Genomic DNA, 25,764 nt, shown 5'->3' on the forward strand with positions numbered 1-25,764 from the left:
AGTAGATGGTCGCGCTCTGTGTTTGGCGTGATCAGGGGGGAATAAACAGCTTCGGAACGACTAGGGGATAACTCTTTGCAGTTGGTCGGCCAGCTCGTCGATGTCTTGGACGACCCAATGCGGCTGTTGGTCAACGGGTAAGCCGGATAACTCGTCGGCCTGGGTCGCGCCACTGAGCACCAGGACGCCCATTGCGCCCATGCCGCGTGCCAGGCGCATTTCGGCGGGTGCTGCATCGCCCACGATGACTATTTGGCTATTGCCACCGCTTAGGCGCAGGCGCAGGCTTTCGCCTAGCTCGCGTGACGGCTTGCCGCAAACGATAGGTTGGACACCTGTCACCGAGGCGATTGCCTGGGCAATCGCGGACGATACGGCAATGCTGCGTTTGACGCCGCCGTGAAACCAAGGGGATGACACCGAGGTGTAGAGTGGTGCACCATGATCAGCAATGCTCAGGCAGGCTGCGTTCAAGTTTGCCGAGCTGTACGTGTCGGCGGCGCCAACGACGACGGCGTCAGCGTTGGATGCATCCGGAGGCGTAACTTCCAGACCTGCGCTGCGGATGGCTTCGAGCATCCCCTCATCGCCAACGACCAAAATGCGTCCGCCGGGATGCGCTCTTGCTATGGTTTCACCTGCAGCAGTGGCTGCTGTCATCATTTCGTGGTCTGCAATGTCGAGTCCGATACTGCGCAGGTGACTGGCGTAGGTTGCAACGGTGCGCTGGGATGCATTCGTGCAAATGACAAATTTGCGTTCGTTGCGGCGTAGCCAGTCGAGCAGTTTCGCAGCGCCGCCGATGGCGTGGCCGCCTGCGCCTCCTGCCTTTGTGGTTTTGACAAGGCAGCCGTCCACGTCGAGCATCCACCCGTTGGCATAGGCAAGGTCAGTCAAAATGGCCTGTTCTTCGCGTTTTTCAAAGAGCATGTCAGAAAAGGGCGAGGGTGCGTTCATGTTCTGTTTTCCTGGCGTCAGGTCGAGGTATGTTTCCCGGTCAGCGTGAGGGTGGTGTCGCCTTGAGAGATTTGAATCGACAGCGGGCGTTGGGGGTCGCTTAAGGCCAGTGCCAGTTCGCGTAGCCCCAGGCTGGCACCATGTGCACGAGCACGTCGCAAGCTGTTGCGCTTGGCAACCATAGCGTCCATTTGCTCGGTTGGCATGACAGCGCGCATTAAAAAGTCTTCATCGGTCAACTCACTGCCCAATCGACGACGCAGATCTGCGATTGACGGTGGGTCAGGTTCCGGTTGCGCGATACGTTGACGGGCGCGGGGTAAGTCGTGAACGCGGTTCAGCAGTTCGGGATCAACCAGCCCCGGCATCGGGCCCCAGTCACCTAAGAGCATGTCTACTACCTCATCACTGATGCGCTGATAACGCTCGCCTGCCATCACGTTCAGCGCGGCCTGGGTGACGATGTACTGAGCGAAAGGGGTGACAACAATTGGCCATCCGAGGTCGGCTCTGACTTGCTGGGCCTCCTCGACAACGGCGGGCATCAGATGGCCTTTTCCCATTTCTTTGAGTTGTCGGGCCGTCGTGCTGAGCACGCCGCCGGGTAAGGTATGACGGTAGTAGGCTTCGTCGTATAACAGGGGCCTGCCTTCGGGCAGGTTGCGTAATCGCGCTTCGCGAAGCAGCGCGTCGGAGGCGCGTTGCATGGCGTCGACATCGACATTGACGTGATGGCCGCGTGCTTTCAGGTTATTCACCAGTTGGAGTGCAGAGGCGTGCGAAGCTCCTTCGGCTAATGGGGGCAGTGCGCAATGCAGATAGCGTAAGCCGAGGTCGGCCCCTGCCAGCAGGGTAAGAGGTGCCAGGCCTGTATTGCAGTGGGTATGCAACTCGTCAATACGCTTGTGCTTCAGGCCGCTGCGAAGGCTTGGCACCAACGAGTGCAGGCGATCGGGTGTAAGCAGCCCTGCGGGGTCTTTGATATAGATACTGTCAATGGCGTCGCATTTGTCGAATTGCGCAATCTTTTCGGTGAAGTAGGCGTCGGTATGTACGGGGCTGATGGTGTAGCACAAGCCGCCGATTACCTCTTCGAACCCGGCGGCTTTTGCCAATCGGGCCGTGGACATGGCGGCTTCCATGTCGTGCATGGGGTCGATGACCCACATTCTGGTGACGCCATGACGACGCAGCAGCTCGAAGGCCAGCTTGAAAAGCTCTGGGGGCGTGCGTGAGAACGTGATAAATCGTTTGCCGGTCGTCAAAAACCCCAAAGTGGTGTCCGGCGCGGCTATGCGCAAGGCATCAAGACGATCCCACGGGTCTTCTTGATGGTAGCGTACGGCGGTGGCAAACATCGTGCTGGTGGCGGCCTCCGCGGCGTAGTAGCCCACTTTATTGATATGTGGCGCCACACGTTCGATGGTGCTGGTTTTAACACCTACTGCGCCCCAGATACTTTGATTGCCGTCACGCAGGCTTACGTCGATAAGTCGGACATCTGTCATGAGGGCTCTTCCATAAGCTGTGGCAGGGCATCTTCGAGCCAGCGTGTTGTCACGCTGTTTTCAAGCACGGTTTGTGAATTGACCAAGCGCTGAAGTAGCGCCAGGTTGGTGCGCGGCCCCTCAATTTCAAGGCGGTGTAGCGCCAGGGTCAGACGCTCCAGGGCCGTGTTTCGGTCGGGACCCCAGGCAATGATTTTTGCCATCAAGGCATCGTAGTGAGGTGGGAAACGGTAGTTCTCGTAGAGGTGGGTGTCCAGCCTTACGCCGCCCAGAGGAGCCGGCCGCCAACGTGTCAGTGTGCCGGGCGATGGCATCAGCGCGCGATGCGCATCCTGTGCGGTCAGGCGAAGTTCAATGGCATGACCACTGATTTGTACATCTTGCTGGCGTAGCGAGAGCGGTTCACCGAATGCGACAAGTATCTGTTCGCGTATCAGGTCAATCCCTGTCACAGACTCCGTGACCGGATGCTCGACCTGAACTCTGGGGTTGACCTCGAGAAAGCACCAGGCGTCGCGCTGTACGTCGTACAGAAATTCGATTGTCCCAAGACTTTGGTAGTTGATTTGCCGTGCCAGACTGAGCGCATAACCGTGCAGCTTGTTTCGGGCAGATTCGCTCAGGGCGTTACACGGCGCTTCCTCGAGCATCTTCTGATACCGATACTGCACTGAGCACTCCCGTTCGGCCAGATGGATGTGGTTGCCGTGTTGGTCACCCAGAATTTGCACTTCGATGTGCTTGGCATTGGCAATGAATCGTTCGACGAAGACGGTGCCGTCGCCGAAAGCGGCCTGAGCCTCTGAGGCGGCAAGCTCCCATGCGGCTACCAGGTCATCGGCGTTATGCACTAATTTCATGCCGCGACCGCCGCCACCAAATGCAGCTTTTACCAATACGGGGTAACCAATTTGGTCTGCGAGGTCCAGGGCCTCTTGACCTGACGTGGTGGCCCCTCCCGGCGAAACGGGAACGCCGGCCGCTTCTGCAACCCGACGGGCGCTGAGCTTATCGCCCAGTACCTCAAGGTGTTCAGGGCGTGGGCCGATAAAAATAAGGTTGTTTTCGGCGCAGGCCCGGGCGAGTGAGACGCGCTCGGACAGAAAGCCGTAGCCCGGATGCAACGCAGTGCAACCTGTATGGATTGCTGCGTGGGTGACAGCGCCGACATTCAGATAGCTATTGGATGCGTGGGAAGGACCCAGCACCACAGTTTGGCCGGCACGTTGTGCGGGTAAAGAGTCTTTGTCGAAGGCAGAGACTCCCAGTACGGTTTCAATACCCAGGCGGTCGCAGGCCTCGATGATGCGAAGGGCGATCTCGCCGCGGTTGGCCACGAAAACCTTGCGGTGTTTTGCGGCGCCCATGATCAGTTTGCCTCTTGAATGCTGAACAAGGGTTGACCAAACTCTACAAGAGCCCCGTTCTCGGCATGAATGCCCACAATCGTGCCACTCCACTCGGCGTTGACCGAGTTCATGAGTTTCATCACTTCAATGATGCACACTACCGACTCTGGGCCGACAGTGTCTCCCAGTTTGACAAACGGGGGCTCCCCCGGTTTTGGGGAGACATAGAATGTCCCAAGCATGGGGGCAGTTACTACCTTTGCGCCATGAGTAGGGGCAACTGCGGCTTTGGCGGCGGGTGAGGCTGTTGTTGCTGGTGTAGCAGGTGCTGAAGGCAGGGCAGGCGGTATCTCGATGTCGTCCCGCCCGACGACTCCCCTGCGTACGACAATATGTGTGTCCCCTTTGTCGTAACGAAACTCTGTGAAATCGGCTTCTTTGAGTAGCGTGACTAAAGATGCCAGTTCGGCTAGATCAATGTCCATAGGGTGCCCTTGTCTCTCCAGTGTTTGGAATCGTGCGTCGAGTCCTCTTTGGGAAGTTTAGACAGGAGGGTCTGCCGCATCTGTCGGGGTGATGACATTTGTGGCTAGGGATTTCACTAGGGACGCGCGGGGGTAAATAACTCAAATAGTCTTCAAGTTTTCGGCGCGGTCAGATTACCGACATAACCTTTGCGCCGAACCAGGGGACATAATGAGCTGGCTAAGTGGTATTAAGATGCACGGTAATAAAGATACGCAAAATAAGTAGTTCTTTCGGGGAGTCCTTTGACTGATCATTAGTTCCTCTAATATCAACTTAAGGACTTGGACCAATGATTTTTCTGTATCAGAACAGCTGTCGTTTTCTCGTCGCTGCGGCTATTGGGTTTTTATTTTCCGCACAGGTTCAGGCTCAGGATGTTTCACTACTGAATGTTTCTTACGATCCGACCCGGGAGCTTTATAGCGAATTCAACGCCGCTTTTGCCAAATACTGGAAAGACAAGACCGGTCAAACAGTGACGATTCAACAATCGCACGGCGGCTCGGGCAAGCAGGCGCGATCTATCATTGACGGGCTTGATGCCGATGTGGCCACATTGGCCCTGGCACAGGACATTGACGCGCTGAATAAGAACGGCGAACTCATTCCTAAGAATTGGCAGTCGCGCCTGCCGCAAAATTCGTCGCCTTATACCTCAACCATCGTACTGGTGGTTCGAGCGGGTAATCCAAAGAACATCAAGGACTGGGACGACCTGGTGCGTGAGGACGTTAAGGTGATTACTCCGAATCCGAAAACGTCTGGTGGTGCTCGCTGGAACTACCTTGCCGCATGGGAGTTTGCCAAACGTAAGTATGGCGGTGACGAAGCGGCACAAAAATTTATCGAGAAGCTTTACAAAAATGTACCTGTGCTCGATACCGGCGCCAGGGGGGCATCGATCACGTTCTCGCAACGCAATCAGGGCGATGTGTTCATTTCGTGGGAGAACGAAGCTTACTTGCTTGAAAAAGAGTTTGGTAAGCAATTTGACATTGTTTATCCAAGTATCAGCATTCTTGCCGAGCCCCCCGTGACGGTCGTAGATAAGAATGTTGACCGGAAAGGGACGCGCGAGGTGGCGACCGCCTATCTGAACTTCTTGTACACAGATATCGGTCAGGATATTGCCGGAAAGAACTTCTATCGACCTCGCTCGGAGGCGGCTCAAAAGAAATACTTGTCGCAGTTTCCTGCCATCCCCTTATTCACTATCGACGATGCCTTTGGTGGTTGGGAACAGGCCACTCAGACACACTTTGTGGACGGTGGAACGTTTGATCAGATTTACAGCAAAAAGTAAGGCTTTCAAACCGAATGGCACCTGGCAAAGTGCTGCGTCACGTCATCTACAGCACCAAAAAGCGAGGCCCTTTGGGGCCTTGTTTTTTGGTGCGTGTCATCAGTAGGAATAAGCAGGGGTTATTAATACATTTTTTATTAGTCGTTTTGATTATTTGAAAAGACCGACAGAATGCCTATGTATCCACACCATTAATAGTGAGTAAGTTTATGAAGGCATTTTTGAGCGCAGTGGTCGCAGCTTCCGCTGTTATGTTTACAGCCCCGGGTCAGGCTGCGGAAACCACATTGTTGAATGTTTCTTACGACGTTGCGCGAGAGTTTTATAAAGATCTCAACGCTGCTTTTGTCGAACATTACAAGCAAACCACGGGTAAAGATATCGAAGTCCAGCAGTCACACGCTGGCTCTTCAGCGCAGGCGCGCGCGGTAGCCGAGGGCCTAGAGGCCGACGTGGTCACTATGAACACGACGACCGATGTGGACTTCTTGGCCAGTAAGGGTATTGTGGCTCAAGACTGGCGCCAGAAATTCCCGAACAATGCTGCGCCGACCACATCCACAATGTTATTTCTGGTCCGTGAGGGCAACCCGAAAGGGATCAAGGATTGGGATGATTTGGTCAAGCCTGGGGTGCAGGTTGTCGTGGTTAATCCCAAAACCGGAGGTAACGGGCGCTTGGCCTACCTGGCAGCGTGGGGAAGCGTCTTGAATAAAGGCGGTACACCAGAACAAGCGCAGCAGTTCGTTGCTGATTTGTATAAGAATGTGCCCGTACTGGCTCGAGGCGGGCGTGATGCAACCGGCATTTTCCTGCAACGTAATATTGGCGATGTGCTGATTACGTTCGAGTCAGAAGTGGTATCTGTTGAGCGCGAATTTGGCAAAGGCAAAGTTCAAGCCATTCATCCGTCGGCGAGTATCGTCGCCGAGAATCCAGTGGCTGTGGTCGAGCGTACCGTTGCAAAAAAAGGCTCGGCGGATCAAGCGCGTGCTTACCTTGAGTTCTTGTACACACCTTCGGGGCAAGAAATTGCGGCGAAGCACGGTATCCGTCCTCGGTTGGAAAGCGTCTTGCAGAAGCATGCCGAGACATTCAAGCCATTGAAGCTGTTTACGGTTGAAGAGTACTTTGGGTCGTTGACCGAAGCCCAGAAAGTGCACTTCAACGACGGCGGTCTTTTCGACAAACTGTACACCGTCGGTAAGTAAGCGATGTCTCTCAAACGTGTTCTGCCCGGCTTCAATCTGACGCTGGGCTACGCCTTGTTTTACCTTTGCCTGATCGTGCTCATTCCGCTGAGCGCTCTGGTGTTCAAAACGCTGTCATTGTCGTGGCCTCAATTCTGGGAGGCGGTGAGCTCACCCAGGGTTGTGGCGTCTTATCGACTGACGTTCGGTGCCTCACTACTGGCAGCCGCCATCAATATGGTGTTCGGCTTTTTGGTGGCGTGGGTGCTGGTGCGTTATTCCTTCCCAGGAAAGCGGATTGTTGATGCGCTGGTTGACTTGCCGTTTGCGCTGCCTACCGCAGTGGCAGGCATTGCGTTAACGGCAGTTTTGGCAAATAACGGTTGGTTAGGCCAGTATTTGGCGCCATTGGGTATTGAGCTGGCTTTCAACCCTAAAGGGATTGTGATTGCGCTTGTATTTATTGGTTTGCCGTTTGTCGTACGTACAGTTCAACCGGTTCTTGAAGAAATGGAGCGCGAGCTGGAAGAGGTTGCGTTTTGTCTGGGGGCGAACCGGCTGCAAACTTTTCTCAAAGTTATTTTGCCGACGGTCATGCCCGCGTTGCTGACGGGGTTTGCCCTAGCTTTTGCCCGATCCATTGGAGAGTACGGATCCGTGATTTTTATTGCGGGTAATGTCCCGATGGTGTCTGAAATTACGCCGCTCATCATTATCGGAAAACTCGAACAGTACGACTACGCCGGAGCGACCGCGGTGGCATGCGTCATGTTGCTAATTTCGTTTCTTATGCTGCTGTTGATCAATGGCTTGCAAGCCTGGAAAAGAAGGCGTTTGGGAGCATCATTATGAGTTCAAGGATGTCGGGTGCTATCCCGGGCCCAATTAGCGAGCCCAAATGGGTACGTTTGCTACTGCTCTCTGTTGCGCTTGGCTTCATGGTGTTGTTTCTTGTTTTGCCGTTGGCGGCAGTGTTTACAGAAGCGCTGCGCAAAGGCTGGGAAGCATACTGGCAAGCGGTGACACATCCAGATGCATGGGCGGCAATTCGACTCACTTTAATCACGGCCATGGTCGCGGTGCCCCTGAATTTGGTTTTTGGTGTGGCTGCGGCCTGGGCAATCGCGAAATACGAGTTTAAAGGCAAGTCGTTTTTGATCACCTTGGTGGATCTGCCCTTTTCAGTGTCGCCGGTAGTGGCAGGATTGATTTATGTGCTGGTTTTCGGTGCGCAGGGCTGGCTGGGCCCTTGGTTAGCCGAGCATGACATCAAAATCATTTTTGCGGTGCCAGGGATTATTTTGGCCACTATTTTCGTGACGTTCCCCTTTATTGCACGCGAGCTGATTCCGCTGATGCAGGCACAGGGCAACGATGAAGAGCAGGCCGCTGTCGTATTGGGAGCGTCGGGTTGGCAAACGTTCTGGTACGTCACGCTACCGAATGTCAAATGGGGGCTTATTTACGGGGTCATTCTGTGTAATGCCCGTGCAATGGGTGAGTTCGGCGCTGTCTCTGTGGTGTCAGGTCATATTCGTGGCCAGACGAACACTATGCCCCTGCAAGTTGAAATTCTCTACAACGAATATGAGTCAGTTGCGGCGTTCGCAGTCGCGTCATTGTTGGCCTTGCTGGCGTTGGTAACCCTTGTCATCAAGACGGTTGCGCATTGGCGAATGGAGCGCGAAATGAAGGCGCTGGCCGAATTACCTCGGGAATGATTATGAGTATTGAGATACGTCACTTAAGTAAACGTTTTGGGTCGTTCCAAGCCCTTCGCGACGTTAATCTGGACATTGAGTCTGGCGAGCTGTTGGCCTTGCTTGGCCCTTCGGGGTGCGGCAAAACGACGTTACTGCGGATTATCGCGGGGTTGGAGTCTGCCGATGCCGGTACTATTTCGTTTGGCGGTGAAAACGCGACTAATTTGCACGTGAAAGATCGTAATGTGGGCTTTGTGTTTCAGCATTACGCGCTGTTCCGGCATATGACTGTCTTTGAGAACGTGGCTTTTGGGCTTCGGGTCAAGCCACGCTCGGTGCGCCCAAGCGAATCGGCGATCAAGAAGAAAGTGCTCGATTTATTAAAGCTAGTGCAGCTTGACTGGCTTGCCGATCGCTACCCTACCCAGCTGTCTGGCGGCCAGCGCCAGCGCATAGCGTTGGCACGCGCGCTAGCTGTAGAGCCTAAAGTCTTGCTTCTTGACGAGCCTTTTGGCGCGCTTGATGCCAAGGTGCGCAAGGAGTTGCGGCGTTGGCTGCGGCGATTGCACGACGAGCTGCACGTGACCAGTATATTTGTTACGCACGATCAGGAAGAGGCGCTTGAGGTTGCAGACCGCGTTGTCTTGATGAACTCGGGCGTTATCGAGCAAGTAGGGTCTCCGCAAGAGGTTTGGGATCACCCCGCTAGCCCGTTCGTTTACGGCTTCTTGGGCAATGTTAACCTTTTCCGCGGGCAGACCCATAAGGGTTCGATGCAACTTGGCGGGGCCCGCATTGCGGCGCCTGAGCTTGAACACGCCGAGCATGCAGATGCCATGGCTTTTGTACGTCCTCACGATTTTGAGGTGACACGCTACACGCAAGCCGGCGCCGATAACGGCATCGTGGTCGAGCTACAACGAGCTATTGTGGTGGGCCCGGTTGCGCGTCTGGAGCTTTGGCCCTTGGAGCACCAGCAGACGATCGGCTACGACCCGTTAATCGAGGCCAGTCTGACCGAAGAGCGATTTCGGGCGCTTAACCTGAAAGAAGGTGACAAGTTGTTGTTAACACCCAAGAAAGCGCGCGTTTTCTTGAATCAAGCCTCTGCTGGTGGTGCATAGCGTTTTTCAATGCACCATAAAACGGTGGTCAGGCATTTTTTAGCCGATCACGCCCAGCAAAAAGGCCCTCATTTCTGAGGGCCTTTTTGCTGCAGCATTGCTGCATAAATACGTGGTGCCGGTTAACGGATTCGAACTGTTGACCTTCGCATTACAAGTGCGCTGCTCTACCAACTGAGCTAAACCGGCAAGACCATTATTCTACTACGAAAATCGAGTGTTGTTGCAACTTGCGTGATGCGGGTTTGATGATCGGGGCCAGATTGTTGTCTAAAGGCCTCGATCAGTGCCTCAAAACTTGGGGAATTCCCCGTCGCCACCCGCCAGCCAGTTGGCCCCGCGGCGGTAAAGGTTATCGACTTCCGGGCCGGTCAGCATGGGCATGTCCATTTTGACGTTGTAGCCAATACGGGTTTGAATGTAGGCCAGGTGACGGTACCCTGCAGGCATGGTAGCCAGCGCGGTGTGGTCGAGCGATAGCGAAGCCGCTGGGTCAACCGGGTCGATGCGGTCTTTTTCGTAGATAGGCTGGCGGTGTAATACCTTCCATTCGCCTTCGTGACGCACCATGAAGTCGTAAAAGCGACCCGTGCAGACGACATCGCACAACACGCCTTCAACGTCGCCGCGTTGCGAGATCGTCATTTTGGTTTGAGCAATGGCGCGGTCGCCATTGATGTCGACCGCCGAACCGCCTAAGAAGTGCAAAATGCTAACGCCTTTTTTCCAACCTTCTTGGGTAACCCGGATAAAGTCTTTGTGGTGGCCTTGGAACCAGGTGGCCATCATGACGCCGTCAGGGTGCCACACGGTCTCGAAGCGATCCCAGTCGCCTGCATCGCGCCATACGGCCCAGCGTTCGATAGTTTGACGGATATAGAGTTCGTCTAAAAGCTTGGCGTCCATTGAGTCTCCGCTATTTGACAATTTTTAGATGGGGGCGCTTGGGGTCGTCGTCGGGGGGAGGGTCTTCGGCGGTAGCCAGCTGCGCCGGTGAAGGATCGGCAGTGGCTGGCGCCGCGTATTCGCCCCCGGGGTAGGGCAGCGAGGGTTCAACCTCGAAGCCCATGCCCGCGCCGGTTTCCCGAGCGTAAATGGCTGAAACGGCGGCGACCGGCACGAAGATGTCTTCGCTTACGCCGCCGAACCGCGCCTGGAATTCGATGTAGTCATTACCCAGGACCAGCCCATTGGTAGCCAGCCAGGCCACATTGAGGGTAATTTGCCCGTCGTGGATGTGGGCCCGGGGAACCACCGTATTTTGATCTACTGTCACGACAATGTGTGGGGTGTAGCCGTTGTCGGTACACCATTCGTGAAGCGCGCGAATAAGGTAAGGCTTGGTCGGGGTCTCTGACATAACGATTAGCGTCGCATGACTTTTTCAGACGGGGTGAGCGCTTCGATGTAGGCCGGGCGCGAGAAAATGCGCTCGGCATATTTCTGGATCGGTGCTGCATTTTTGGGCAGTTCGATGCCGTAGTGGTCGAGGCGCCACAGTAAAGGTGCAACGGCAACGTCGAGCATCGAGAACTCTTCGCCCAGCATGAACTTGTTCTTGATGAGCAGTGGAGCCAATTGCGACAGGCGCTCGCGAATGTTCTGGCGTGCGTTTTCGAGGACCTTCTCGTCGGTTTCTGCACGGTTTTCAAGTACGGAAACGTGGATGAAGAGTTCTTTCTCGAAGTTGAACAGGAACAGACGGGTGCGCGCGCGCATGACCGGATCGGCGGGCATGAGTTGCGGGTGCGGGAAGCGCTCGTCGATGTACTCGTTGATGATGTTGGATTCGTACAGGATCAGGTCGCGTTCGACCAGAATGGGTACCTGACCGTACGGGTTCATGACTGAAATGTCTTCAGGCTTGTTGTACAGGTCGATGTCACGGATTTCGAAGTCCATCCCTTTTTCGAAGAGCACAAAGCGGCAGCGTTGGGAAAAAGGGCAGGTAGTTCCGGAGTAGAGCACCATCATGGCGAGGGATCCTCTGAAAGAAAACAGGAGCGAGAAAAAACGTTGCTCAGAAAAGGGAAATAGGCGTAAGAACTTTTACGCCTATTTTCCGGGAGGGTAACGGCTAGGTGCCGTTACCTTGAGTGCGACAGCTGGCGCTTACTTGACGTGCTTCCAGTAGGCAGCATTCAGGCGCCATGCGACGACCAGGAAGAGCCCCAGGAACAGCAGGACCCAAACACCGATCTTCTTGCGGAGCAGCTGGTCGGGTTCGGCCATCCAGCCCAGGAAGTTGGCCAAGTCGGCAACGTTGTTGTCGAATTGGGTTTGCTGGGCTTTGCTGGTGTACTGGAACCGGGCCTCGGTTTTTTCGGAACCGCGGTAGTTTTGTACAGCTTCAGTTTTCGATTCGCCGTAACCCTGAGCGTCGTAGGTGGTGACGACACGTTCCCACTGAACCTTACCGTCTTTGTCGACGGGGTGAGTCAGTGTGCTGGTGTGCGTTACCGGACCTTGCAGTTGCCAGAGGACGTTAGGCATGGCCACGCTGGGGAAGACTGCGTTGTTCCAGCCGGACATTTTGGATGTGTCGCGGTAGAACGTGCGCAGGAAGGTGTAGACGTAGTCGACACCTGAAGGGCCCAGGTTGGTTGACTTGGCGCGTGCAATGACGGACAGGTCAGGTGGCGTGGTGCCAAACCATGCAGCGCCATCGGCGCGGCGCATGGCAATGTTCATCAGGTCGCCGACTTTGTCTGATGTGAAGAGGAGATTCTTTTTGATTTCTTCTTCGGTCAGGCCGATGTCGGTCAGACGGTTATACCGCATGGCCGATGCACTGTGGCAGTTCAGGCAGTAGTTGACGAACAGTTTGGCGCCGTTTTGCAGCGATGCCATATTGTTGATTCGGTCGGGTGCGGTGTCGAGCTCGTAGTTGCTGGTCGCCGCAAAAGCGACCGAGCAAGTCAGAGAAAGCGCCAGAGCACCAAGCAGCTTTTTAATCATAATCTTTCCGTGTCGTAAGGCCTAGTGAGCGTTGAACGTGATGCGGTCTGGGACTTGCTTGAAGGTGCCGATACGGCTCCAGACAGGCATCAGCAGGAAGAAGCCCAGGTAGATCAGCGTACCGATCTGGCTCATGAGGTTGAATACCGGGCTGGGCGGCTGCGTGCCCAAATAGCCCAACACCAGGAATGTGACAATGAAAATGCCGTACAAGTACTTGTGCCATGTAGGACGGTAGCGAATGGAGCGCACCGGTGAGTGGTCGAGCCATGGCAGGAAGAACAGGATGACAACCGAACCGCCCATGGCCACAACACCCCAGAATTTGGCGTCGATGGTGCGAAGCAGGACAGCGACGACAATGAGGATGACCGGTACGACGATACGCCACAGGCCGCGCAGGTTGCCCTTGATGAACAGGGCAATGGCGCCCAGCACAGAAGCGGCAGCCAGAACCCATGTGAAATCATCGGTGATGGCGCGAAGCATGGAGTAGAACGGCGTGAAGTACCAAACCGGTGCGATGTGCGCTGGGGTCTTCAGTGGGTCGGCAGGGATGAAGTTGTTGTATTCAAGGAAGTACCCGCCCATTTCCGGGGCAAAGAACACAATGGCGGCAAAGACGATAAGGAAGCCGGCCACACCCATGATGTCGTGCACCGAGTAGTAGGGGTGGAACGGAATGCCATCGACTGGGTGGCCTTTGCTGTCTTTGGGGCCTTCTTTGATTTCGACGCCATCGGGGTTGTTGGAGCCCACTTCGTGCAATGCAATGATGTGTGCAACTACCAGGCCGATAAGTACCAGCGGAATGGCGATAACGTGGAAGGCGAAGAAGCGGTTCAGTGTGGCGTCGGAAACGACGTAGTCACCACGGATCCAGAGGGAGAGCTCGGGGCCGATGAAAGGAATAGCCGAGAACAGGTTGACGATAACCTGTGCACCCCAGTAGGACATTTGACCCCAGGGCAGCAAGTAGCCCATGAAGGCTTCGCCCATAAGACAGAGGAAAATGGCCATGCCGAAGATCCAGACCAGTTCGCGAGGTTTGCGATACGAGCCATAGAACAAGCCGCGCAGCATGTGCAGGTAGACGACCACGAAGAACATGGACGCACCGGTGGAGTGCATGTAGCGGATCAGCCAACCCCAGGGGACTTCGCGCATGATGAACTCGACGGAATTGAACGCGAGGTTCCCGTCGGGTTTGTAGTTCATGACCAGGAAAATACCCGTGACAATCTGGATGACCAGCACAAGCAGTGCCAGCGAACCAAAGAAGTACCAGAAGTTGAAGTTTTTGGGAGCGTAGTATTCCGACATGTGCTCTTTGAACAATCGAGTCAGCGGAAAGCGCTTGTCGATCCATCCTAAGAGGCCTGTCGTTTCGACGGTTTTGTCACCAGCCATGGAAACGGTTCCTTTGTATCAGTGGCGTCTATATGAATTAAGTTTGAATGGCTTACGCCTTGTTGTCTTCGTCGACACCGATGATGACTCGGGAGCCGTCGGCCGAAAACTCGTAGGGCGGCACTTCGAGGTTGTCGGGTGCGGGTTTGTTTTTGTAAACCCGACCGGCGAGGTCGAAGGCAGAGCCATGGCAAGGGCAGAAGAAACCGCCTTCCCAGTCGGCGGGGAGGCCTGGCCCAGGGCCGGCGGCCAGTTCGGGCGTGGGCGAGCAACCCAGGTGGGTGCAAATGCCTACCGCAACGAGGTACTCGGGCTTGCGTGAGCGGTATTCGTTTTTGGCGTAGGGTGGCGTGTAGCCAGGGCGGTCGGAGTTGGGGTCGGCCAGTTCGCCATCAAGCCCTTTGAGCGCTTCGAGCTGTTCGGGCGTGCGATGCAGAACCCAAACCGGCTTGCCGCGCCATTCGACTGTGCGCATTTGGCCTGGCGGGATCGAGGCAACGTCGAGTTCTACAGGAGCGCCAGCGGCTTTTGCCTTTTCTGACGGCGCAAAGCTGCCGACGAACGGAACTGCGGTGGCTACCCCGGCGACACCCCCAACGGCACAGGCGGTGGTAACCCAAAGACGGCGCGACGGATCGGGTGGGAGGTTGCTCAGATCAACCGCACCAGCGTCGTGCTGTGACTTATCCTGACTCATTCTTGTATCCTTAATTCATGCCCCTTAAAGGGCATTGCATTCAACGTTTTTACCGTATTGAATATTCTACCAACCGCGTATTATAGCGTTAGCCCGACGTTGGGTGAATTCACGGGAGATAAAAACATGAGCAAGGGTAAGGGCTTCATTGCCGAGTTTCAGGCATTTGCAGTACGTGGGAACATGATCGACTTGGCCGTCGGGGTGATTATCGGGGCGGCTTTTGGCAAGATCATCGATTCGCTGGTCAAAGACGTGATCATGCCGATCATCAGTTTTATTCTGGGCGGGCAGGTCGATTTCCGCAATTTGTTCTGGGTGCTGAAGGCGCCCGAAGGCTATACCGGCCCGCAAACCTACGACGAACTGGTCAAGGCCGGTGCCAACGTGTTTGCCTGGGGTAATTTCATCACCATCCTTATCAACTTCATTCTGCTGGCCTTTGTGGTGTTTCTGATGGTCAAGGCGGTTAACGCAGCCCGTAGCCGCCTTGAAAAGCAGAAAGAAGAGGTGCCCGCAGCGCCTGCGCCCACGCCTGAAGACGTTGCCTTGTTGCGCGAAATTCGCGACTTGCTCAAGAAGTAAGTGCCCGGCCCGACTGGGCCGACGCTTCCAGACGCCAAGCCTGGCAATTGGCCTGGTGTCCGGGCGGGGAGTTAAGTTTTAAATAGGGTTATCCAGGTCGACAAAGTCGACCTGGATACCGAACTGTTGGGCGACGGCCTTGCCCAAGGCTTGTATGCCATAGCGTTCGGTGGCGTGGTGGCCGGCAGCAATAAATGCAACGCCGGTTTCGTGGGCCAGGTGGTAGTTTTGCTCCGATGCCTCACCCGTAATGTAGACCTGTGCGCCAGCCTCAATGGCCGCTTCTACAAAATTTTGTGCGCCACCTGTGCACCAGGCAATTTTTGCCGGGCGCTGCGTTGGGTCGCCAATGACAAGTGGCTTGCGGCCCAGCGCAGCTTCGATGTCATCAGAGAGGTTCTGCAAACTGTGGTTTGGTTTGCACGTGCCCAGCCACACCAGGTTATCGGGGCCACATGTTTTTGGGGTTCCGTTTTCGTCGCGCAGCGGCGTCAGTCCCAATTTTTCGCCAAGTTGTGCATTGTTGCCCCATTTCGGGTGGGCATCCAGCGGCAAATGAAACCCAAAAACATTCAGGTCGTGCTGCAGAGCCAGTTGAAGGCGGCGGCGTTTGGGGCCTTTCACCCGGGGGTCTTCATTTTTCCAGAACCAGCCATGGTGCACCATGATGGCATCGGCCTTTCGGTCGATCGCGGTTTGTAGCAGTGCCTCCGAAGCGGTAACTCCGGCGATAATATGCGCAATCTGGTCTTTGCCTTCAACTTGCAGGCCGTTGGGGCAGTAGTCCCGAAACTGTGAAACCTGCAGGGTGTTGTCCAGCCAGGCAGCCAGATCTTTTGTCGCTACTGTTTTCATCTGTGCGTATTCCTATGCGTCGACTTTGGTTGTTGTTTGCGCAAACCGTGACGGTTTGTCTTGGTATTTTATTCATCGTCAGCACATTGCGTCCCGACTGGCTGTCTTTGCGCCCTGTGCAGGGGCCGTTGCCGGTTGCGACGGTGGCCCCGTCGGGCGTTATCGCCGCTCAAGGCAGCGCATCGTATTCGGCCGCGGTAGCCAGTGCAGCGCCGGCGGTCGTCAATATCTACACCACCAAACAGGTCGTCGAGCCCATTCTGCCGTTATTAAACGACCCGGATATGGCGCGACTGTTCAATCAGTTGCCGGGGTTCTCGCGCAGTCGAAAAACAACGGCGCTGGGGTCAGGTGTCGTTGTTGACGGCGCGGGTTATATCCTGACCAACTACCATGTTGTCGAGGCGGCCGATGATATCGAAATCGCCTTGAACGATGGGCGGCAGGCCAAGGCGCGCCTCATTGGCGCAGATCCGGAAACTGATCTGGCCGTGCTCAAGACCGACCTGAAAAACGTGCCGGCCATTGGCGTTGACGACCAGCAGCATTTGGCTGTGGGCGACGTGGTGCTTGCGATTGGCAACCCCTTTGGTGTCGGGCAAACCACGACCCTGGGCATTGTTTCGGCGCTGGGGCGCAACCGTCTTGGCATCAATATGTACGAAAACTTCATCCAGACCGATGCGGCCATAAATCCGGGCAACTCGGGCGGTGCGCTTATCGATACGGCGGGTCGGCTGGTGGGTATCAATACGGCTATTTACTCTGAAACCGGCGGCTCGCTGGGGATTGGTTTTGCCATCCCCGCCGGCGTGGCCTTGAATGTAAAAAACCAAATTATCAAGCAGGGGTACGTGACCCGGGGCTGGATTGGTGTCGAACCGCAAGACATCACCTCCGACTTGGCCCGCGCTTTTGGCTTGCCCGACCTCGATGGGGTCATTATTGCCAGTGTTTTACGGCAGGGGCCGGGGGCTCGTTCGGGGCTCGCGGTGGGCGACATCGTCGTGGCCATCAACGACGAGCGCGTGCGAGATACGCTTGACTTTTTAGGCAAGGTAGCGCGCCTTGCGCCGGGTAAAAGCGCCGCGTTCAAAGTTGTGCGCAGCGGCAAGTCGCTTACCCTGGAAGTACGGGTTGCGCAGCGGCCGCAAGGGCGTCGCGGCTAGCAGTCGGGCTGACTTTGGCTGTGCAAGGTTAATCAATCAGGGCGTCTTCGGCCGTGCAGGTTTCAACGCGGTTGCGGCCGTTGGTCTTGGCACGATACAGCGCCCGATCGGCATCATTCACAATGGCCATATCGTCTTTTTCAAGGTGCGCAGGGCGCGCGCAGGCGACCCCAACACTGATTGTCAAGGCATCAACGCCCGCGGGTGGGGTCTGGCTGATCGCCAGGCATATCTTGACCGCAACTTCGTGGGCGTTCAGCAGATTGGTGTCCGGCAAAATCACAACGAACTCTTCGCCGCCAAAGCGAGCAATGAAATCGCTTTCACGAAGGTTGGCAGCCAGTACGGCCGCGCAGCCCTGCAAGGCACGGTCGCCTGCGTGGTGACCATAGGTGTCGTTGATGCGTTTGAAATGGTCGATGTCCAGCATTAACACGGCGTAGGGTGTGCCGTTGCGCTTATAGCGCAAAAACTCGTCTTTCAGTCTTTCTGTAGCTGCCAGGCGGTTGCGCAGCCCAGTCAGGCTGTCTAGTCGCGCAAGTTGCTCAAGGTGCTCGTTGGCGCCGCGCAGCTGTGCCGTACGCTCGTTAATGGTTTGTTCCAGCGACGCGTTGACCTCTTCCAGTTGGGTTTTACGTTGCAGCAGATTAAGCGTCATGTCGTGGAAGGCGCGGTAAAGCTCGCGGATTTCGAAGGGGCCTTTGAATTGCCGGGGCTCTGGCGGGGCCTCGGCGCCTGCCAGAACATCGCGGGCCACGCGGTGCAGGCGCTCGATGGGCCGGCTGGTTCGACGCGCCAGGATGTAGGCTACCAGCATGGCAATAGCTACGACCAGCAAGCCGAACAGGGCCAGCCGCTTGCGCAACTGTTCTACTGGCGCCAGCGCCAGCTCAACAGGCTGGCGGACGACGACTTTCCAGCCCAATTGCGTGCTTGTATTCGGGGAGACGATACTGGTGCTGGTTAAAAATAGCCCGCCGTCGGCCCAGGCCAAAGGCGCCCGGCCGGCGTCGGATAGATCGGGCACCGTTAGTTCGCCGATTTTGGCGTACGGGTAGAGGATTTCGTTTTGCGAGTTGATGACGAACACTTCGATGCCATCGGACAACGAGCCCGTGCTCACCGTGCTTTCTATCAAGCTGGTCACCCAGCTCCAGTGGGCGTGTGTGGCCAGTACGCCCAGCGTATTGCCGTTGTTGTCGATGATGGGGGCCGCAAAGTCGACAAACCGCATCGGTTCGTTTGAGTGATTGGGCAACATTTGGGCCAGCAATACGGCCTCGTGCAGGTCCCCCAAGTGAGGAGCCTTGAGGCCCTCGATGAACCAGGGGCGGTTGGCAACGCTTTGCCCTTCGAGCAGGTCGTTGGCAGCGGCGCGAACGGTACCTTCGGCATCGGCTACGCCGACCCAGGCATAGTCGGGGTAAGCGTCTTGTAAGTCTTCCAGCAATCCCTGAATGGCGTCGTCGTCCAGAGATTTTTCGAGAAGTGAGGGGGCCTGACTCAGGACAATAATGGCGCGTTTGCGTTCGGTGATGCTGATGGTCAATGTTTGGGCAATGGCGTCGGATACGCTGGACAGGCGGTTTTTGCTGGCCGTGGCGAGTTGTTCGGACGACGCCTGGTCAACGTAGACAACCAGCCCGACGCTGACAAGCAACGTAAGGCCCCCCAGGGCAAGCATAAGTTGTGTGCGAAACGAAGAAAACATATCGTTTGTTTTGTTGGGGCCCTGGCGGTTGGTTTATACCGGTCGGGGCTGCTATAAGACCGGTGGGCCGGGCGGGTTCTGGGTGTGGCGCAGTTTGGCGGCTTGATGCGGTTGCCTTGTTGCTGCGTTGAATTGCCAAAAGTAATGCACACGTTGAATAATGACAAATTCTACACAGGTAAATCCTCATGAACAGATTAAGCGAAAAAACGTTGGTTGAGTTGCCTTCCACCGTGGCCAAACCCGGCTACGACCGGGCGGCTGCAGGCGTCCGGATGGTGCATCTGGGGGCGGGCGCGTTTTTTCGCAGTCATTTGGCGGTTTATGCCGACGATCTGCTCGAACAGGGCGAGGCCGATTGGGGCGTGTGTGCAGTCAGCCTGAAGAGCCCAGGGGTCGATCAGGCGCTGGCGCCGCAAGATGGTTTATATACCTTGTTGGTTGATGACGGTCGCAAGACGCGCGCACGTGTCATTGGAAGCTTGAAGCCGGTGCTCAACCTCGTCCAGCAAGGTGAGCAGGTCATGGCAGCGTTGTTGCACCCCGATACGGCCGTGGTTTCGTTGACCATTACGCATCGTGGCTATTGCTATGACCCGGCCGGCGACTGCCTGAATCAGGCCTTGCCCGAGATCAATGCCGATTTGCGTACGCCTGAACGCCCGCAGTCCGCAATTGGCGTGTTGGCCTGGGCGATTGCGCAGCGGCAAGCCCGGGGGCTCAAGCCGTTTACCTTGCTAAGTTGCGACAACATGCCGGCTAACGGCAAGGTGTTGCAGCGTGTGCTGGCGCATTACATCGAGCAGGCCGAGCCGCAACTGGGCGTGCCTGGCTTGTTAAGACAGTTCATGGAGCAATATGCATGCCCCTGCACCTTGGTGGATCGCATGACGCCGCAAGTCCAAGAGGCCGATCTGGAGCGAACTGCCGGCATTCTGGGTTTGCACGATGCCGCGCCTGTCATTACCGAGCCTTATGCCTTGTTTGTCATTCAAGATTGGTTCTGCAACGATCGCCCGCCCTTGGAAAATGCGGGCGCCATTCTTACGCCGCATGTCGGGCCCTACGAAGAACTCCGTTATCGCTTGCTTGACGCGGGCTATTTAACGCTAGGTTTGCTGGGTAGCCTGGCAGGTTGCCAAACCCTTTATCAGGCGATGCAAAAGCCCGAAATCACCTTGTTTATGGTCGGGTTGATGGCGGACGCGGGCGTAACGCTTGAGAAACATACCGGCATTGCCTGGGAAGAGTATCAGCAGCAATGGTTGATGCGTTTTGCCAATCCGTCTTTGCGGGTGTCGACGCGGCAGTTGGTTGCCGAAGTCAGCCAAGTGTTGCCTTACGCTGTGCTGCCAGTCGTTGCCGATCGTTTGCGCCAGGGGCTGTCCATTGATCGTCACGCGCGTGTTGTGGCGGCTTGGTTGCGTCATCTCATGCAAGTTAGCGCATCGCAGGCCGTGTCTGACGACATGGGGGCCGGGCCGTTGGCTGCGCAAATTCGGGCATTGGGCGGCGAAGCGGCAGACCCTTACGAGCTAACCGAAACTGTGCTGGCGTCGTCCGATATATTCGGGGCGACGTTGTCAGAAGACCTGGAGTTCCGGCGTTGCGTTACGACCCAGTTGCTTGATTTTCTTGACCAGTTTCCCAGCGCCACGCATCTTCGCACATCTGGTTGATACCTAGTTTGGCGCGCCAGCCAATGAGCTTTGCCGCCAGCTCGGTGTCGGCAAAGCAGGCCGCGATGTCGCCTGGTCGGCGAGGCACCAGGTCGTAGGGTATGGCGCGGCCGCTGGCCGCTTCGAAGGCACGCACCATCTCGAGTACCGAGAAACCGTTGCCGGTGCCCAGGTTGACGCTTAGCAGGGCACGGCTTTGGGTTTTGCAGTGTTGCAGTGCGGCCAGGTGGCCCTGCGCCAAGTCCATGACATGAATGTAGTCACGCACGCCTGTGCCGTCGGGCGTGTTGTAGTCGCTGCCAAACACTTGAAGCCGCTCGCGCCGGCCAGTAGCCACTTGGGCCACATAAGGCATGAGGTTGTTGGGGGTGCCTTGCGGCGCCTCGCCAATTAGGCCGCTGGGGTGTGCGCCTACCGGGTTGAAATAGCGCAAACGCGCAATACGCCAGTCCGGCTCGGCGTTGTACAGATTTTCAAGAATGTCTTCGATGACCAGTTTGGTGTGCCCATACGGGTTGGTTGCCGAACGCGGGTGGTCTTCGGTGATGGGAAGGCTGACCGGGTCGCCATATACCGTGGCCGATGACGAAAAGATAAATGTTTTGACGCCCGCTTTTTGCGCGGCCTGCAGCAGGCAGACGGTGCCGTTGACGTTGTTGTCGTAGTACTGAAGCGGCAATTGGGTTGATTCGCCTACGGCCTTAAGCCCGGCAAAGTGCATGATGCCGGCAATATTGTGATTTTTGAACAGCGTGTCGAGCAGGTCAGTATCGCGGATATCACCCTGGATGAAGTCAGGACGGGTACCGCTTATTTGGGCGATACGGTCGATAACGTTAAGCCTGCTGTTGCACAGGTTGTCCAGCACCAGGGTACGGTAGCCAGCCTGCTGCAAAAGGACGGTGGTGTGGCTGCCGATAAAGCCGGTGCCGCCAGTAACAAGTATGGTCGAAGTCATGGCCGGTATTTTAGCGTTTTGTGCCGTTTCAATTGACAGGTTTCTTCTGGTTTCCGAGTCTTTATAATCGCGCCATGACGAAAAAAATACTTATTGTGCGCACCTCGTCGCTGGGTGACCTGGTGCATATGCTGCCCGCAATTTCCGATATTGCCCGCCATGTGCCCGGCGCCCAGATCGATTGGCTGGCCGAAGAGGCCTTTGCCGAAATTCCTGGGTGGCATCCAGCGGTTCATGAAGTGATCAAGGTGGCGCATCGCCGCTGGCGTAAAAGCTGGTGGTCCTCGCAAACGCGATCCGAACGTGCTGCCCTGAAGAAAAATCTCAAGGCGCGGCATTACGATATCGTCCTCGATATGCAGGCGCTGATGAAGTCGATCTGGCTGGTGCGTCAAACGCAGGGGGTTCGTCACGGGTTAGACCGCAAATCGGCACGCGAACCTTTGGCATCGCTCTTTTACGATGTCAAACATCGGGTGGAGTTCTGGCAGCCGGCGGTTCCGCGGCAACGGCAGTTGGCCGGGCTGGCATTTGGTTATACCCCCGAGGGCGAGCCAGATTTCGGCTTGCAGGCGTTTACCGAGGGTCAGGCTATCGAACCCTATGCCGTCGTCATGCCGTCAGCCAGCCGCGACGATAAGCTCTGGCCAGAACAAGATTGGCATGCTGTGTTCGAGCGATTGGCGCAAGCGGGTTTGTCGCTGAAGTTGTTGGCCGGCAATGCGGCCGAAACGGCGCGCGCGCAGGCTTTGGTAGCCGGCGTGCCTAATGCGCAGGTAATGCCTCGCATGAGCCTGACCGATATTGCGTGGCTGTTGGCTAGGGCCCGCCTGATGGTCGGCCTCGATAGCGGGCTGACGCATTTGTCGGCGGGACTGGGGCGCCCGACCATTGGCATTTATAAAGCCTCGACGCCAGTACGCACGCCCTTGCAAGGGTCTGGCTATACCGCGAGCCTGGGCGAGCGGGGTCAGGCGCCTTCTGCACAAACGGTGATCAGTGCCATTGACCAGGCCCTGGCCTCGGAGGCGTTTTGAACAGGTTTTTCTATAACGTCAGCATCCGTATGCTGTCGCCGTTGCTGATGGCCTGGATGGGATTGCGCGCGCGGCGTGCCGGTGGTCGTTGGGAAGTCTTGTCGGGGGCGCGGTTTGGCCGCTACGCGCAACCGGCCACCCAGTCGTCGCCGGTGTGGGTGCATGCCGTCAGCCTGGGTGAGGTTCGCGCTGCACAGCCTTTTATTCAGGCGCTGCTCGATCAGGGCGATCAGGTCTTATTAACCCACATGACGGTGACGGGTCGTGAAGAGGCAGCCCGCGCCTTCGCTCACGCTATTGCCGATGGTCAGTTGGTGCAGCAATGGATGCCATACGATTTCCCAGGTAGTGCCCGCCGGTTTCTCGAACATTATCAGCCCTCGCTGGCAGTGCTCATCGAGCGCGAAGTTTGGCCGAACATCATTGCTGAGGCGCACGCACTGAATATTCCCCTTGTGTTGGCCAGTGCGCGTTTCTCCGACCAGTCATTGCGTCAAACCCTACGGGCTGGCGCTGTCATGCGAGAGGCCTATCAAAGTTTTCAGGCGGTGTATGCACAAACCTTGCAAGATGCCCAGCGCCTTGAGCAGGCTGGTGTGCAGGGAGTGCGCGTGTCGGGTAATTTCAAGTTCGATGTGTCACTGTCAAAAGAGCACGTGCAGCGCGGGCGCGCTTTTGCCGAAGCCCTGCCGCGTAACATGATCACCATTGCGAGTACGCGCGAAGGCGAAGACGAGCTTTTTATCAAGGCTATTCTCAAGCAGGTGGCGCGGGCTCGGGGGCAGGGCGTGAGTCTGGCCGATCGTGTGCTGTTTTGCATTGTGCCCCGTCATCCGCAGCGCTTTGATGATGTCGCGCAGTTGCTGGCCGATGCAGGTATTTCGTTTTTGCGTCGATCCGAGTTCGTGCAATCAGGAGAAACCGGCGCAGCCAATGCCCGCATTTGCAGCCGCAATCATCAACTGGTGTTGCTGGGCGACAGCCTGGGCGAAATGCCGCGCTATTACGCGGCCAGCAAGGTAGCCATTGTGGCGGGCAGTTTTTTGCCTTTCGGCGGTCAGAATTTGATCGAAGCCTGCGCCATTGGTACCCCGGTTCTGGTCGGCCCGCACACCGATAACTTCGAGCAGGCCGTATTTGACGCCATCCAAGAGGGCGCCGCTTTGCGCGCCCCGAATGCCGAGGTCGCATTGCAGCAGGCCTTGCAGTTACTTGACGAACCGCAACGTTTGCACCGTATTGGTGAAGCCGGCACGCATTGGGTTCAAAAGCATGCCGGCGCGGTTGCCCGCGTGGTGTCGGGTATCAACGAGCTCAGGAGAGCCCGTGGTATTTACGTCCCAGCTCCATAGTGGCCTTATAAAACCCGGCTTTGCTGCCGCAGTCGTAGCGGGTGCCTTCGTATTCCAACCCAAACACCTGGCGCTCTTGCAACAGGCTGGCAATGCCGTCGGTCAGTTGTATTTCACCGCCCACACCGGCTTGCGTGCGTCGCAAGTGCTCGAAAATCTCGGGTTCTAGCACGTAACGCCCCACCACTGCCAATGTTGAAGGGGCTTCGGCGGGCGCTGGCTTTTCGACAATCCCGCCGACTCTAACAGTGCGGTCGTTGACGGCGTGGCCTGAAATAATGCCGTATTTATTGGTGTCGGCACGGTCGACGTGGTGCGTGGCCAGCACGCTGCCATTGTGCTGGTGCGCTGCTTCGATCAGTTGGTGCGTAACCGGCATGTTGGCGTCGATCAGGTCGTCGGCCAGCAGCACGACAAAGGGTTCGTTGCCCACAATAGGCGCGGCGCAAAGAACGGCGTGGCCCAAACCCAGTGGCGCCGGCTGCCGCGTGTAGATGCAGGTGACGTACGATGGCAAAACATTGCGCACGGCATCCAGCAGCGCCTGTTTGTTCTTGGCAGCCAGATCGGCTTCGAGTTCGGGGGCGCTGTCAAAGTGGTCTTCAATGGCGCGTTTATTTCGGCCAGTGATAAAAATAAGATCGGTAATCCCTGCCGCAACTGCTTCTTCAACGGCATATTGAATCAGCGGCTTGTCGACAATGGGCAGCATTTCTTTGGGCATGGCTTTGGTTGCCGGAAGAAAACGTGTGCCCATACCAGCCACGGGGAAAACGGCCTTGCGAATTGGTTTCATAGGTATCTGGATAAAGAGTCGACGGCTAAGTGCACGTAGCGGGAGATTGTAACGCTAGTGCACTCAGGCCATCTAGCACGGGTGTGCTCAGCCACTCGATGGGCGTTTGGGGCAGGCCCAGTTGCTGCTGGGTAAAGTGCAACAGGCGTCGGGTTTCTTCTTGTACCAATGGCCAGCCCCCCCCAGCGCTGTATATCAGCGGGCCATGCCCGTAGTATTCCAGGCCTATCAGCCATTGACGCAAAACTGCACCCGCCTGCGCCGCCGCGACACCGGTACTGATGGCTTGGTGTGTGTGTGTCGGGTAGGCAGTTGGTTCGCTATGGGCCTCGGGCAGGTTTGCGGTACCTTCGGCCAGCGATGTCTTCATGAGTGCCGGGCCTGGCAAAATAGTGCCGCCTTTGAATGCGTATCGGATGCTGTTGGGCGCGCTACGGGCAACGTCGACCACCAGGGTGTCGATGGTGGTGGCGGTGCCAAAACTGGCCAGAATTATGGGTGGGAAGACACCTTGGGCAATTGCGCCGACATTTTCAGATATTTTCGGATGCGGGCGATGGGCTAGCCCCAGCATAGATAGCCAGCGGTCGGGGCCAAGCTGCACCGGGTTGTCGTAGGCGTTGGTGACGTTAAGCGCTTCTTCTTGGCCTTTTACCCATTCAATCGGGCAGTCGTGCAAATGAAAAACGTCTTCTATGGCGGCAGCCACGACGTCGCCGGCGACGTTGACGCCCAAGGCTTTTTCGGGCGTTGCAGGCAGTTTGCCCAGCCAATGGCTGAGCTGGTCGAGGTTGTCGTGCGTCAGGGCAATGGGGTCGGTTTCCCGCGCGCCGGTGCTGGGGTCGACCCAGCCTGCTTTGACACGGGTGTTTCCGGCGTCGATCAATACAATCAT

General features: G+C 56.6%; 25 protein-coding genes and 1 tRNA gene. 10 read left to right on the forward strand and 16 right to left on the reverse strand.

What is annotated here, in order from left to right; genetic code table 11:
- Positions 1 to 60: 60 nt before the first annotated feature.
- The 4 genes from CHR62_RS05900 to accB are packed head-to-tail and all read right to left on the reverse strand — an operon-like array spanning position 61 to position 4,299.
- Positions 61 to 957: an HAD-IIA family hydrolase gene (locus CHR62_RS05900; protein WP_199722899.1), complete on the reverse strand. Its 897-nt coding sequence runs from the start codon at positions 955 to 957 to the stop codon at positions 61 to 63.
- Between the two features lie 17 nt (positions 958 to 974).
- Positions 975 to 2,465, reverse strand: a complete 1,491-nt coding sequence (locus tag CHR62_RS05905) for a pyruvate/oxaloacetate carboxyltransferase (protein WP_123660343.1) — start codon at positions 2,463 to 2,465, stop codon at positions 975 to 977.
- Complete coding sequence (locus CHR62_RS05910) at positions 2,462 to 3,832, reverse strand: acetyl/propionyl/methylcrotonyl-CoA carboxylase subunit alpha (RefSeq protein ID WP_123660344.1); 1,371 nt, start codon at positions 3,830 to 3,832, stop codon at positions 2,462 to 2,464. Before CHR62_RS05910 ends, CHR62_RS05905 begins: the two co-directional genes overlap by 4 nt.
- A 2-nt stretch (positions 3,833 to 3,834) precedes the next feature.
- Complete coding sequence (gene accB, locus CHR62_RS05915; protein WP_123660345.1) at positions 3,835 to 4,299, reverse strand: acetyl-CoA carboxylase biotin carboxyl carrier protein; 465 nt, start codon at positions 4,297 to 4,299, stop codon at positions 3,835 to 3,837.
- Positions 4,300 to 4,631: 332 nt separating this feature from the next.
- Here accB and CHR62_RS05920 point away from each other — a divergent pair, with 332 nt between their 5' ends.
- From CHR62_RS05920 to CHR62_RS05940, 5 genes are all read left to right on the forward strand, one after another.
- Positions 4,632 to 5,645 carry a sulfate ABC transporter substrate-binding protein gene (locus tag CHR62_RS05920; protein ID WP_199722900.1) on the forward strand — a complete coding sequence of 338 codons (1,014 nt, stop codon included), beginning with the start codon at positions 4,632 to 4,634 and terminating at the stop codon, positions 5,643 to 5,645.
- 209 nt (positions 5,646 to 5,854) lie between these two features.
- Positions 5,855 to 6,856, forward strand: a complete 1,002-nt coding sequence (locus CHR62_RS05925; protein ID WP_123660346.1) for a sulfate ABC transporter substrate-binding protein — start codon at positions 5,855 to 5,857, stop codon at positions 6,854 to 6,856.
- 3 nt (positions 6,857 to 6,859) lie between these two features.
- Positions 6,860 to 7,687, forward strand: a complete 828-nt coding sequence (cysT, locus tag CHR62_RS05930; RefSeq protein WP_093970930.1) for a sulfate ABC transporter permease subunit CysT — start codon at positions 6,860 to 6,862, stop codon at positions 7,685 to 7,687.
- The gene (gene cysW, locus CHR62_RS05935) at positions 7,684 to 8,556 is read left to right on the forward strand and encodes a sulfate ABC transporter permease subunit CysW (protein WP_093970931.1); all 873 of its coding nucleotides are present in this window, start codon (positions 7,684 to 7,686) and stop codon (positions 8,554 to 8,556) included. The genes cysT and cysW overlap by 4 nt, the downstream gene beginning before the upstream one ends.
- A gap of 2 nt (positions 8,557 to 8,558) precedes the next feature.
- Positions 8,559 to 9,662: a sulfate/molybdate ABC transporter ATP-binding protein gene (locus CHR62_RS05940; protein ID WP_123660347.1), complete on the forward strand. Its 1,104-nt coding sequence runs from the start codon at positions 8,559 to 8,561 to the stop codon at positions 9,660 to 9,662.
- Between the two features lie 113 nt (positions 9,663 to 9,775).
- On the opposite strand, the gene CHR62_RS05945 is transcribed toward CHR62_RS05940, so the two are convergent.
- The 7 genes from CHR62_RS05945 to petA all read right to left on the reverse strand — a co-directional run bounded on the left by CHR62_RS05945 (position 9,776) and on the right by petA (position 14,727).
- Positions 9,776 to 9,851 (reverse strand) — tRNA-Thr (locus CHR62_RS05945).
- Positions 9,852 to 9,953: 102 nt separating this feature from the next.
- Positions 9,954 to 10,568, reverse strand: coding sequence for a nuclear transport factor 2 family protein (locus CHR62_RS05950; protein WP_093970932.1), 615 nt, complete (start codon positions 10,566 to 10,568; stop codon positions 9,954 to 9,956).
- A gap of 10 nt (positions 10,569 to 10,578) precedes the next feature.
- Positions 10,579 to 11,022, reverse strand: coding sequence for a ClpXP protease specificity-enhancing factor (locus CHR62_RS05955; RefSeq protein ID WP_123660348.1), 444 nt, complete (start codon positions 11,020 to 11,022; stop codon positions 10,579 to 10,581).
- A gap of 5 nt (positions 11,023 to 11,027) precedes the next feature.
- Positions 11,028 to 11,636 carry a glutathione S-transferase N-terminal domain-containing protein gene (locus tag CHR62_RS05960; protein WP_123660349.1) on the reverse strand — a complete coding sequence of 203 codons (609 nt, stop codon included), beginning with the start codon at positions 11,634 to 11,636 and terminating at the stop codon, positions 11,028 to 11,030.
- Between the two features lie 138 nt (positions 11,637 to 11,774).
- Entirely contained in the window at positions 11,775 to 12,620 is an 846-nt protein-coding gene (locus tag CHR62_RS05965) for a cytochrome c1 (RefSeq protein ID WP_093970935.1), read from the reverse strand.
- A 21-nt stretch (positions 12,621 to 12,641) separates the two neighbouring features.
- Positions 12,642 to 14,030 (reverse strand): cytochrome bc complex cytochrome b subunit, encoded by a 1,389-nt coding sequence (locus CHR62_RS05970; protein WP_093970936.1) that lies wholly within the window; start codon positions 14,028 to 14,030, stop codon positions 12,642 to 12,644.
- Between the two features lie 52 nt (positions 14,031 to 14,082).
- On the reverse strand, positions 14,083 to 14,727 hold the full coding sequence (gene petA, locus CHR62_RS05975; protein ID WP_093970937.1) for a ubiquinol-cytochrome c reductase iron-sulfur subunit: 645 nt from the start codon (positions 14,725 to 14,727) through the stop codon (positions 14,083 to 14,085).
- A 126-nt stretch (positions 14,728 to 14,853) separates the two neighbouring features.
- Between petA and mscL the strand changes: the two genes are divergently transcribed.
- Positions 14,854 to 15,312: a large conductance mechanosensitive channel protein MscL gene (gene mscL, locus CHR62_RS05980; protein WP_093970938.1), complete on the forward strand. Its 459-nt coding sequence runs from the start codon at positions 14,854 to 14,856 to the stop codon at positions 15,310 to 15,312.
- Positions 15,313 to 15,390: 78 nt separating this feature from the next.
- Here the strand turns inward: mscL and CHR62_RS05985 are convergent, their stop codons facing one another.
- Positions 15,391 to 16,167: a Nif3-like dinuclear metal center hexameric protein gene (locus CHR62_RS05985; RefSeq protein WP_093970939.1), complete on the reverse strand. Its 777-nt coding sequence runs from the start codon at positions 16,165 to 16,167 to the stop codon at positions 15,391 to 15,393.
- Positions 16,168 to 16,181: 14 nt separating this feature from the next.
- Here CHR62_RS05985 and CHR62_RS05990 point away from each other — a divergent pair, with 14 nt between their 5' ends.
- On the forward strand, positions 16,182 to 17,336 hold the full coding sequence (locus tag CHR62_RS05990; RefSeq protein ID WP_123660350.1) for a S1C family serine protease: 1,155 nt from the start codon (positions 16,182 to 16,184) through the stop codon (positions 17,334 to 17,336).
- Positions 17,337 to 17,364: 28 nt separating this feature from the next.
- On the opposite strand, the gene CHR62_RS05995 is transcribed toward CHR62_RS05990, so the two are convergent.
- Complete coding sequence (locus tag CHR62_RS05995) at positions 17,365 to 19,047, reverse strand: sensor domain-containing diguanylate cyclase (RefSeq protein WP_123660351.1); 1,683 nt, start codon at positions 19,045 to 19,047, stop codon at positions 17,365 to 17,367.
- 188 nt (positions 19,048 to 19,235) lie between these two features.
- Here CHR62_RS05995 and CHR62_RS06000 point away from each other — a divergent pair, with 188 nt between their 5' ends.
- Complete coding sequence (locus CHR62_RS06000) at positions 19,236 to 20,726, forward strand: mannitol dehydrogenase family protein (protein WP_123660352.1); 1,491 nt, start codon at positions 19,236 to 19,238, stop codon at positions 20,724 to 20,726.
- Here CHR62_RS06000 and galE read toward each other — a convergent pair.
- Complete coding sequence (gene galE / locus CHR62_RS06005; protein ID WP_123660353.1) at positions 20,659 to 21,684, reverse strand: UDP-glucose 4-epimerase GalE; 1,026 nt, start codon at positions 21,682 to 21,684, stop codon at positions 20,659 to 20,661. The two genes, CHR62_RS06000 and galE, sit on opposite strands and share 68 nt — an antisense overlap.
- A 74-nt stretch (positions 21,685 to 21,758) precedes the next feature.
- Here galE and waaC point away from each other — a divergent pair, with 74 nt between their 5' ends.
- Complete coding sequence (waaC, locus tag CHR62_RS06010) at positions 21,759 to 22,721, forward strand: lipopolysaccharide heptosyltransferase I (protein WP_123660354.1); 963 nt, start codon at positions 21,759 to 21,761, stop codon at positions 22,719 to 22,721.
- Entirely contained in the window at positions 22,718 to 24,073 is a 1,356-nt protein-coding gene (locus CHR62_RS06015) for a 3-deoxy-D-manno-octulosonic acid transferase (protein ID WP_093970944.1), read from the forward strand. Before waaC ends, CHR62_RS06015 begins: the two co-directional genes overlap by 4 nt.
- Here the strand turns inward: CHR62_RS06015 and galU are convergent.
- Positions 24,036 to 24,869, reverse strand: a complete 834-nt coding sequence (gene galU / locus CHR62_RS06020) for a UTP--glucose-1-phosphate uridylyltransferase GalU (RefSeq protein WP_093970945.1) — start codon at positions 24,867 to 24,869, stop codon at positions 24,036 to 24,038. The genes CHR62_RS06015 and galU overlap by 38 nt on opposite strands.
- Positions 24,870 to 24,894: 25 nt before the next feature.
- The gene (locus tag CHR62_RS06025) at positions 24,895 to 25,764 is read right to left on the reverse strand and encodes a type III pantothenate kinase (RefSeq protein ID WP_093970946.1); all 870 of its coding nucleotides are present in this window, start codon (positions 25,762 to 25,764) and stop codon (positions 24,895 to 24,897) included.

This window comes from Pusillimonas sp. NJUB218, from assembly GCF_003788685.1.
Lineage (GTDB): Bacteria > Pseudomonadota > Gammaproteobacteria > Burkholderiales > Burkholderiaceae_B > Neopusillimonas.

Coding starts and splice junctions, on each gene's coding strand:
- CHR62_RS05960 (WP_123660349.1), bottom strand. CDS start 11,636: ATGATGGTGCTCTACTCCGGAACTACCTGCCCTTTTTCCCAACGCTGC.
- CHR62_RS05970 (WP_093970936.1), bottom strand. CDS start 14,030: ATGGCTGGTGACAAAACCGTCGAAACGACAGGCCTCTTAGGATGGATC.
- CHR62_RS05905 (WP_123660343.1), bottom strand. CDS start 2,465: ATGACAGATGTCCGACTTATCGACGTAAGCCTGCGTGACGGCAATCAA.
- CHR62_RS06000 (WP_123660352.1), top strand. CDS start 19,236: ATGAACAGATTAAGCGAAAAAACGTTGGTTGAGTTGCCTTCCACCGTG.
- CHR62_RS05990 (WP_123660350.1), top strand. CDS start 16,182: ATGCGTCGACTTTGGTTGTTGTTTGCGCAAACCGTGACGGTTTGTCTT.
- cysT (WP_093970930.1), top strand. CDS start 6,860: ATGTCTCTCAAACGTGTTCTGCCCGGCTTCAATCTGACGCTGGGCTAC.
- CHR62_RS05965 (WP_093970935.1), bottom strand. CDS start 12,620: ATGATTAAAAAGCTGCTTGGTGCTCTGGCGCTTTCTCTGACTTGCTCG.
- CHR62_RS05955 (WP_123660348.1), bottom strand. CDS start 11,022: ATGTCAGAGACCCCGACCAAGCCTTACCTTATTCGCGCGCTTCACGAA.
- cysW (WP_093970931.1), top strand. CDS start 7,684: ATGAGTTCAAGGATGTCGGGTGCTATCCCGGGCCCAATTAGCGAGCCC.
- accB (WP_123660345.1), bottom strand. CDS start 4,299: ATGGACATTGATCTAGCCGAACTGGCATCTTTAGTCACGCTACTCAAA.
- CHR62_RS05940 (WP_123660347.1), top strand. CDS start 8,559: ATGAGTATTGAGATACGTCACTTAAGTAAACGTTTTGGGTCGTTCCAA.
- CHR62_RS05985 (WP_093970939.1), bottom strand. CDS start 16,167: ATGAAAACAGTAGCGACAAAAGATCTGGCTGCCTGGCTGGACAACACC.
- galU (WP_093970945.1), bottom strand. CDS start 24,869: ATGAAACCAATTCGCAAGGCCGTTTTCCCCGTGGCTGGTATGGGCACA.
- mscL (WP_093970938.1), top strand. CDS start 14,854: ATGAGCAAGGGTAAGGGCTTCATTGCCGAGTTTCAGGCATTTGCAGTA.
- galE (WP_123660353.1), bottom strand. CDS start 21,684: ATGACTTCGACCATACTTGTTACTGGCGGCACCGGCTTTATCGGCAGC.
- CHR62_RS05950 (WP_093970932.1), bottom strand. CDS start 10,568: ATGGACGCCAAGCTTTTAGACGAACTCTATATCCGTCAAACTATCGAA.
- CHR62_RS05900 (WP_199722899.1), bottom strand. CDS start 957: ATGAACGCACCCTCGCCCTTTTCTGACATGCTCTTTGAAAAACGCGAA.
- petA (WP_093970937.1), bottom strand. CDS start 14,727: ATGAGTCAGGATAAGTCACAGCACGACGCTGGTGCGGTTGATCTGAGC.
- CHR62_RS05920 (WP_199722900.1), top strand. CDS start 4,632: ATGATTTTTCTGTATCAGAACAGCTGTCGTTTTCTCGTCGCTGCGGCT.
- waaC (WP_123660354.1), top strand. CDS start 21,759: ATGACGAAAAAAATACTTATTGTGCGCACCTCGTCGCTGGGTGACCTG.
- CHR62_RS05995 (WP_123660351.1), bottom strand. CDS start 19,047: ATGTTTTCTTCGTTTCGCACACAACTTATGCTTGCCCTGGGGGGCCTT.
- CHR62_RS05925 (WP_123660346.1), top strand. CDS start 5,855: ATGAAGGCATTTTTGAGCGCAGTGGTCGCAGCTTCCGCTGTTATGTTT.
- CHR62_RS06025 (WP_093970946.1), bottom strand. CDS start 25,764: ATGATTGTATTGATCGACGCCGGAAACACCCGTGTCAAAGCAGGCTGG.
- CHR62_RS05910 (WP_123660344.1), bottom strand. CDS start 3,832: ATGGGCGCCGCAAAACACCGCAAGGTTTTCGTGGCCAACCGCGGCGAG.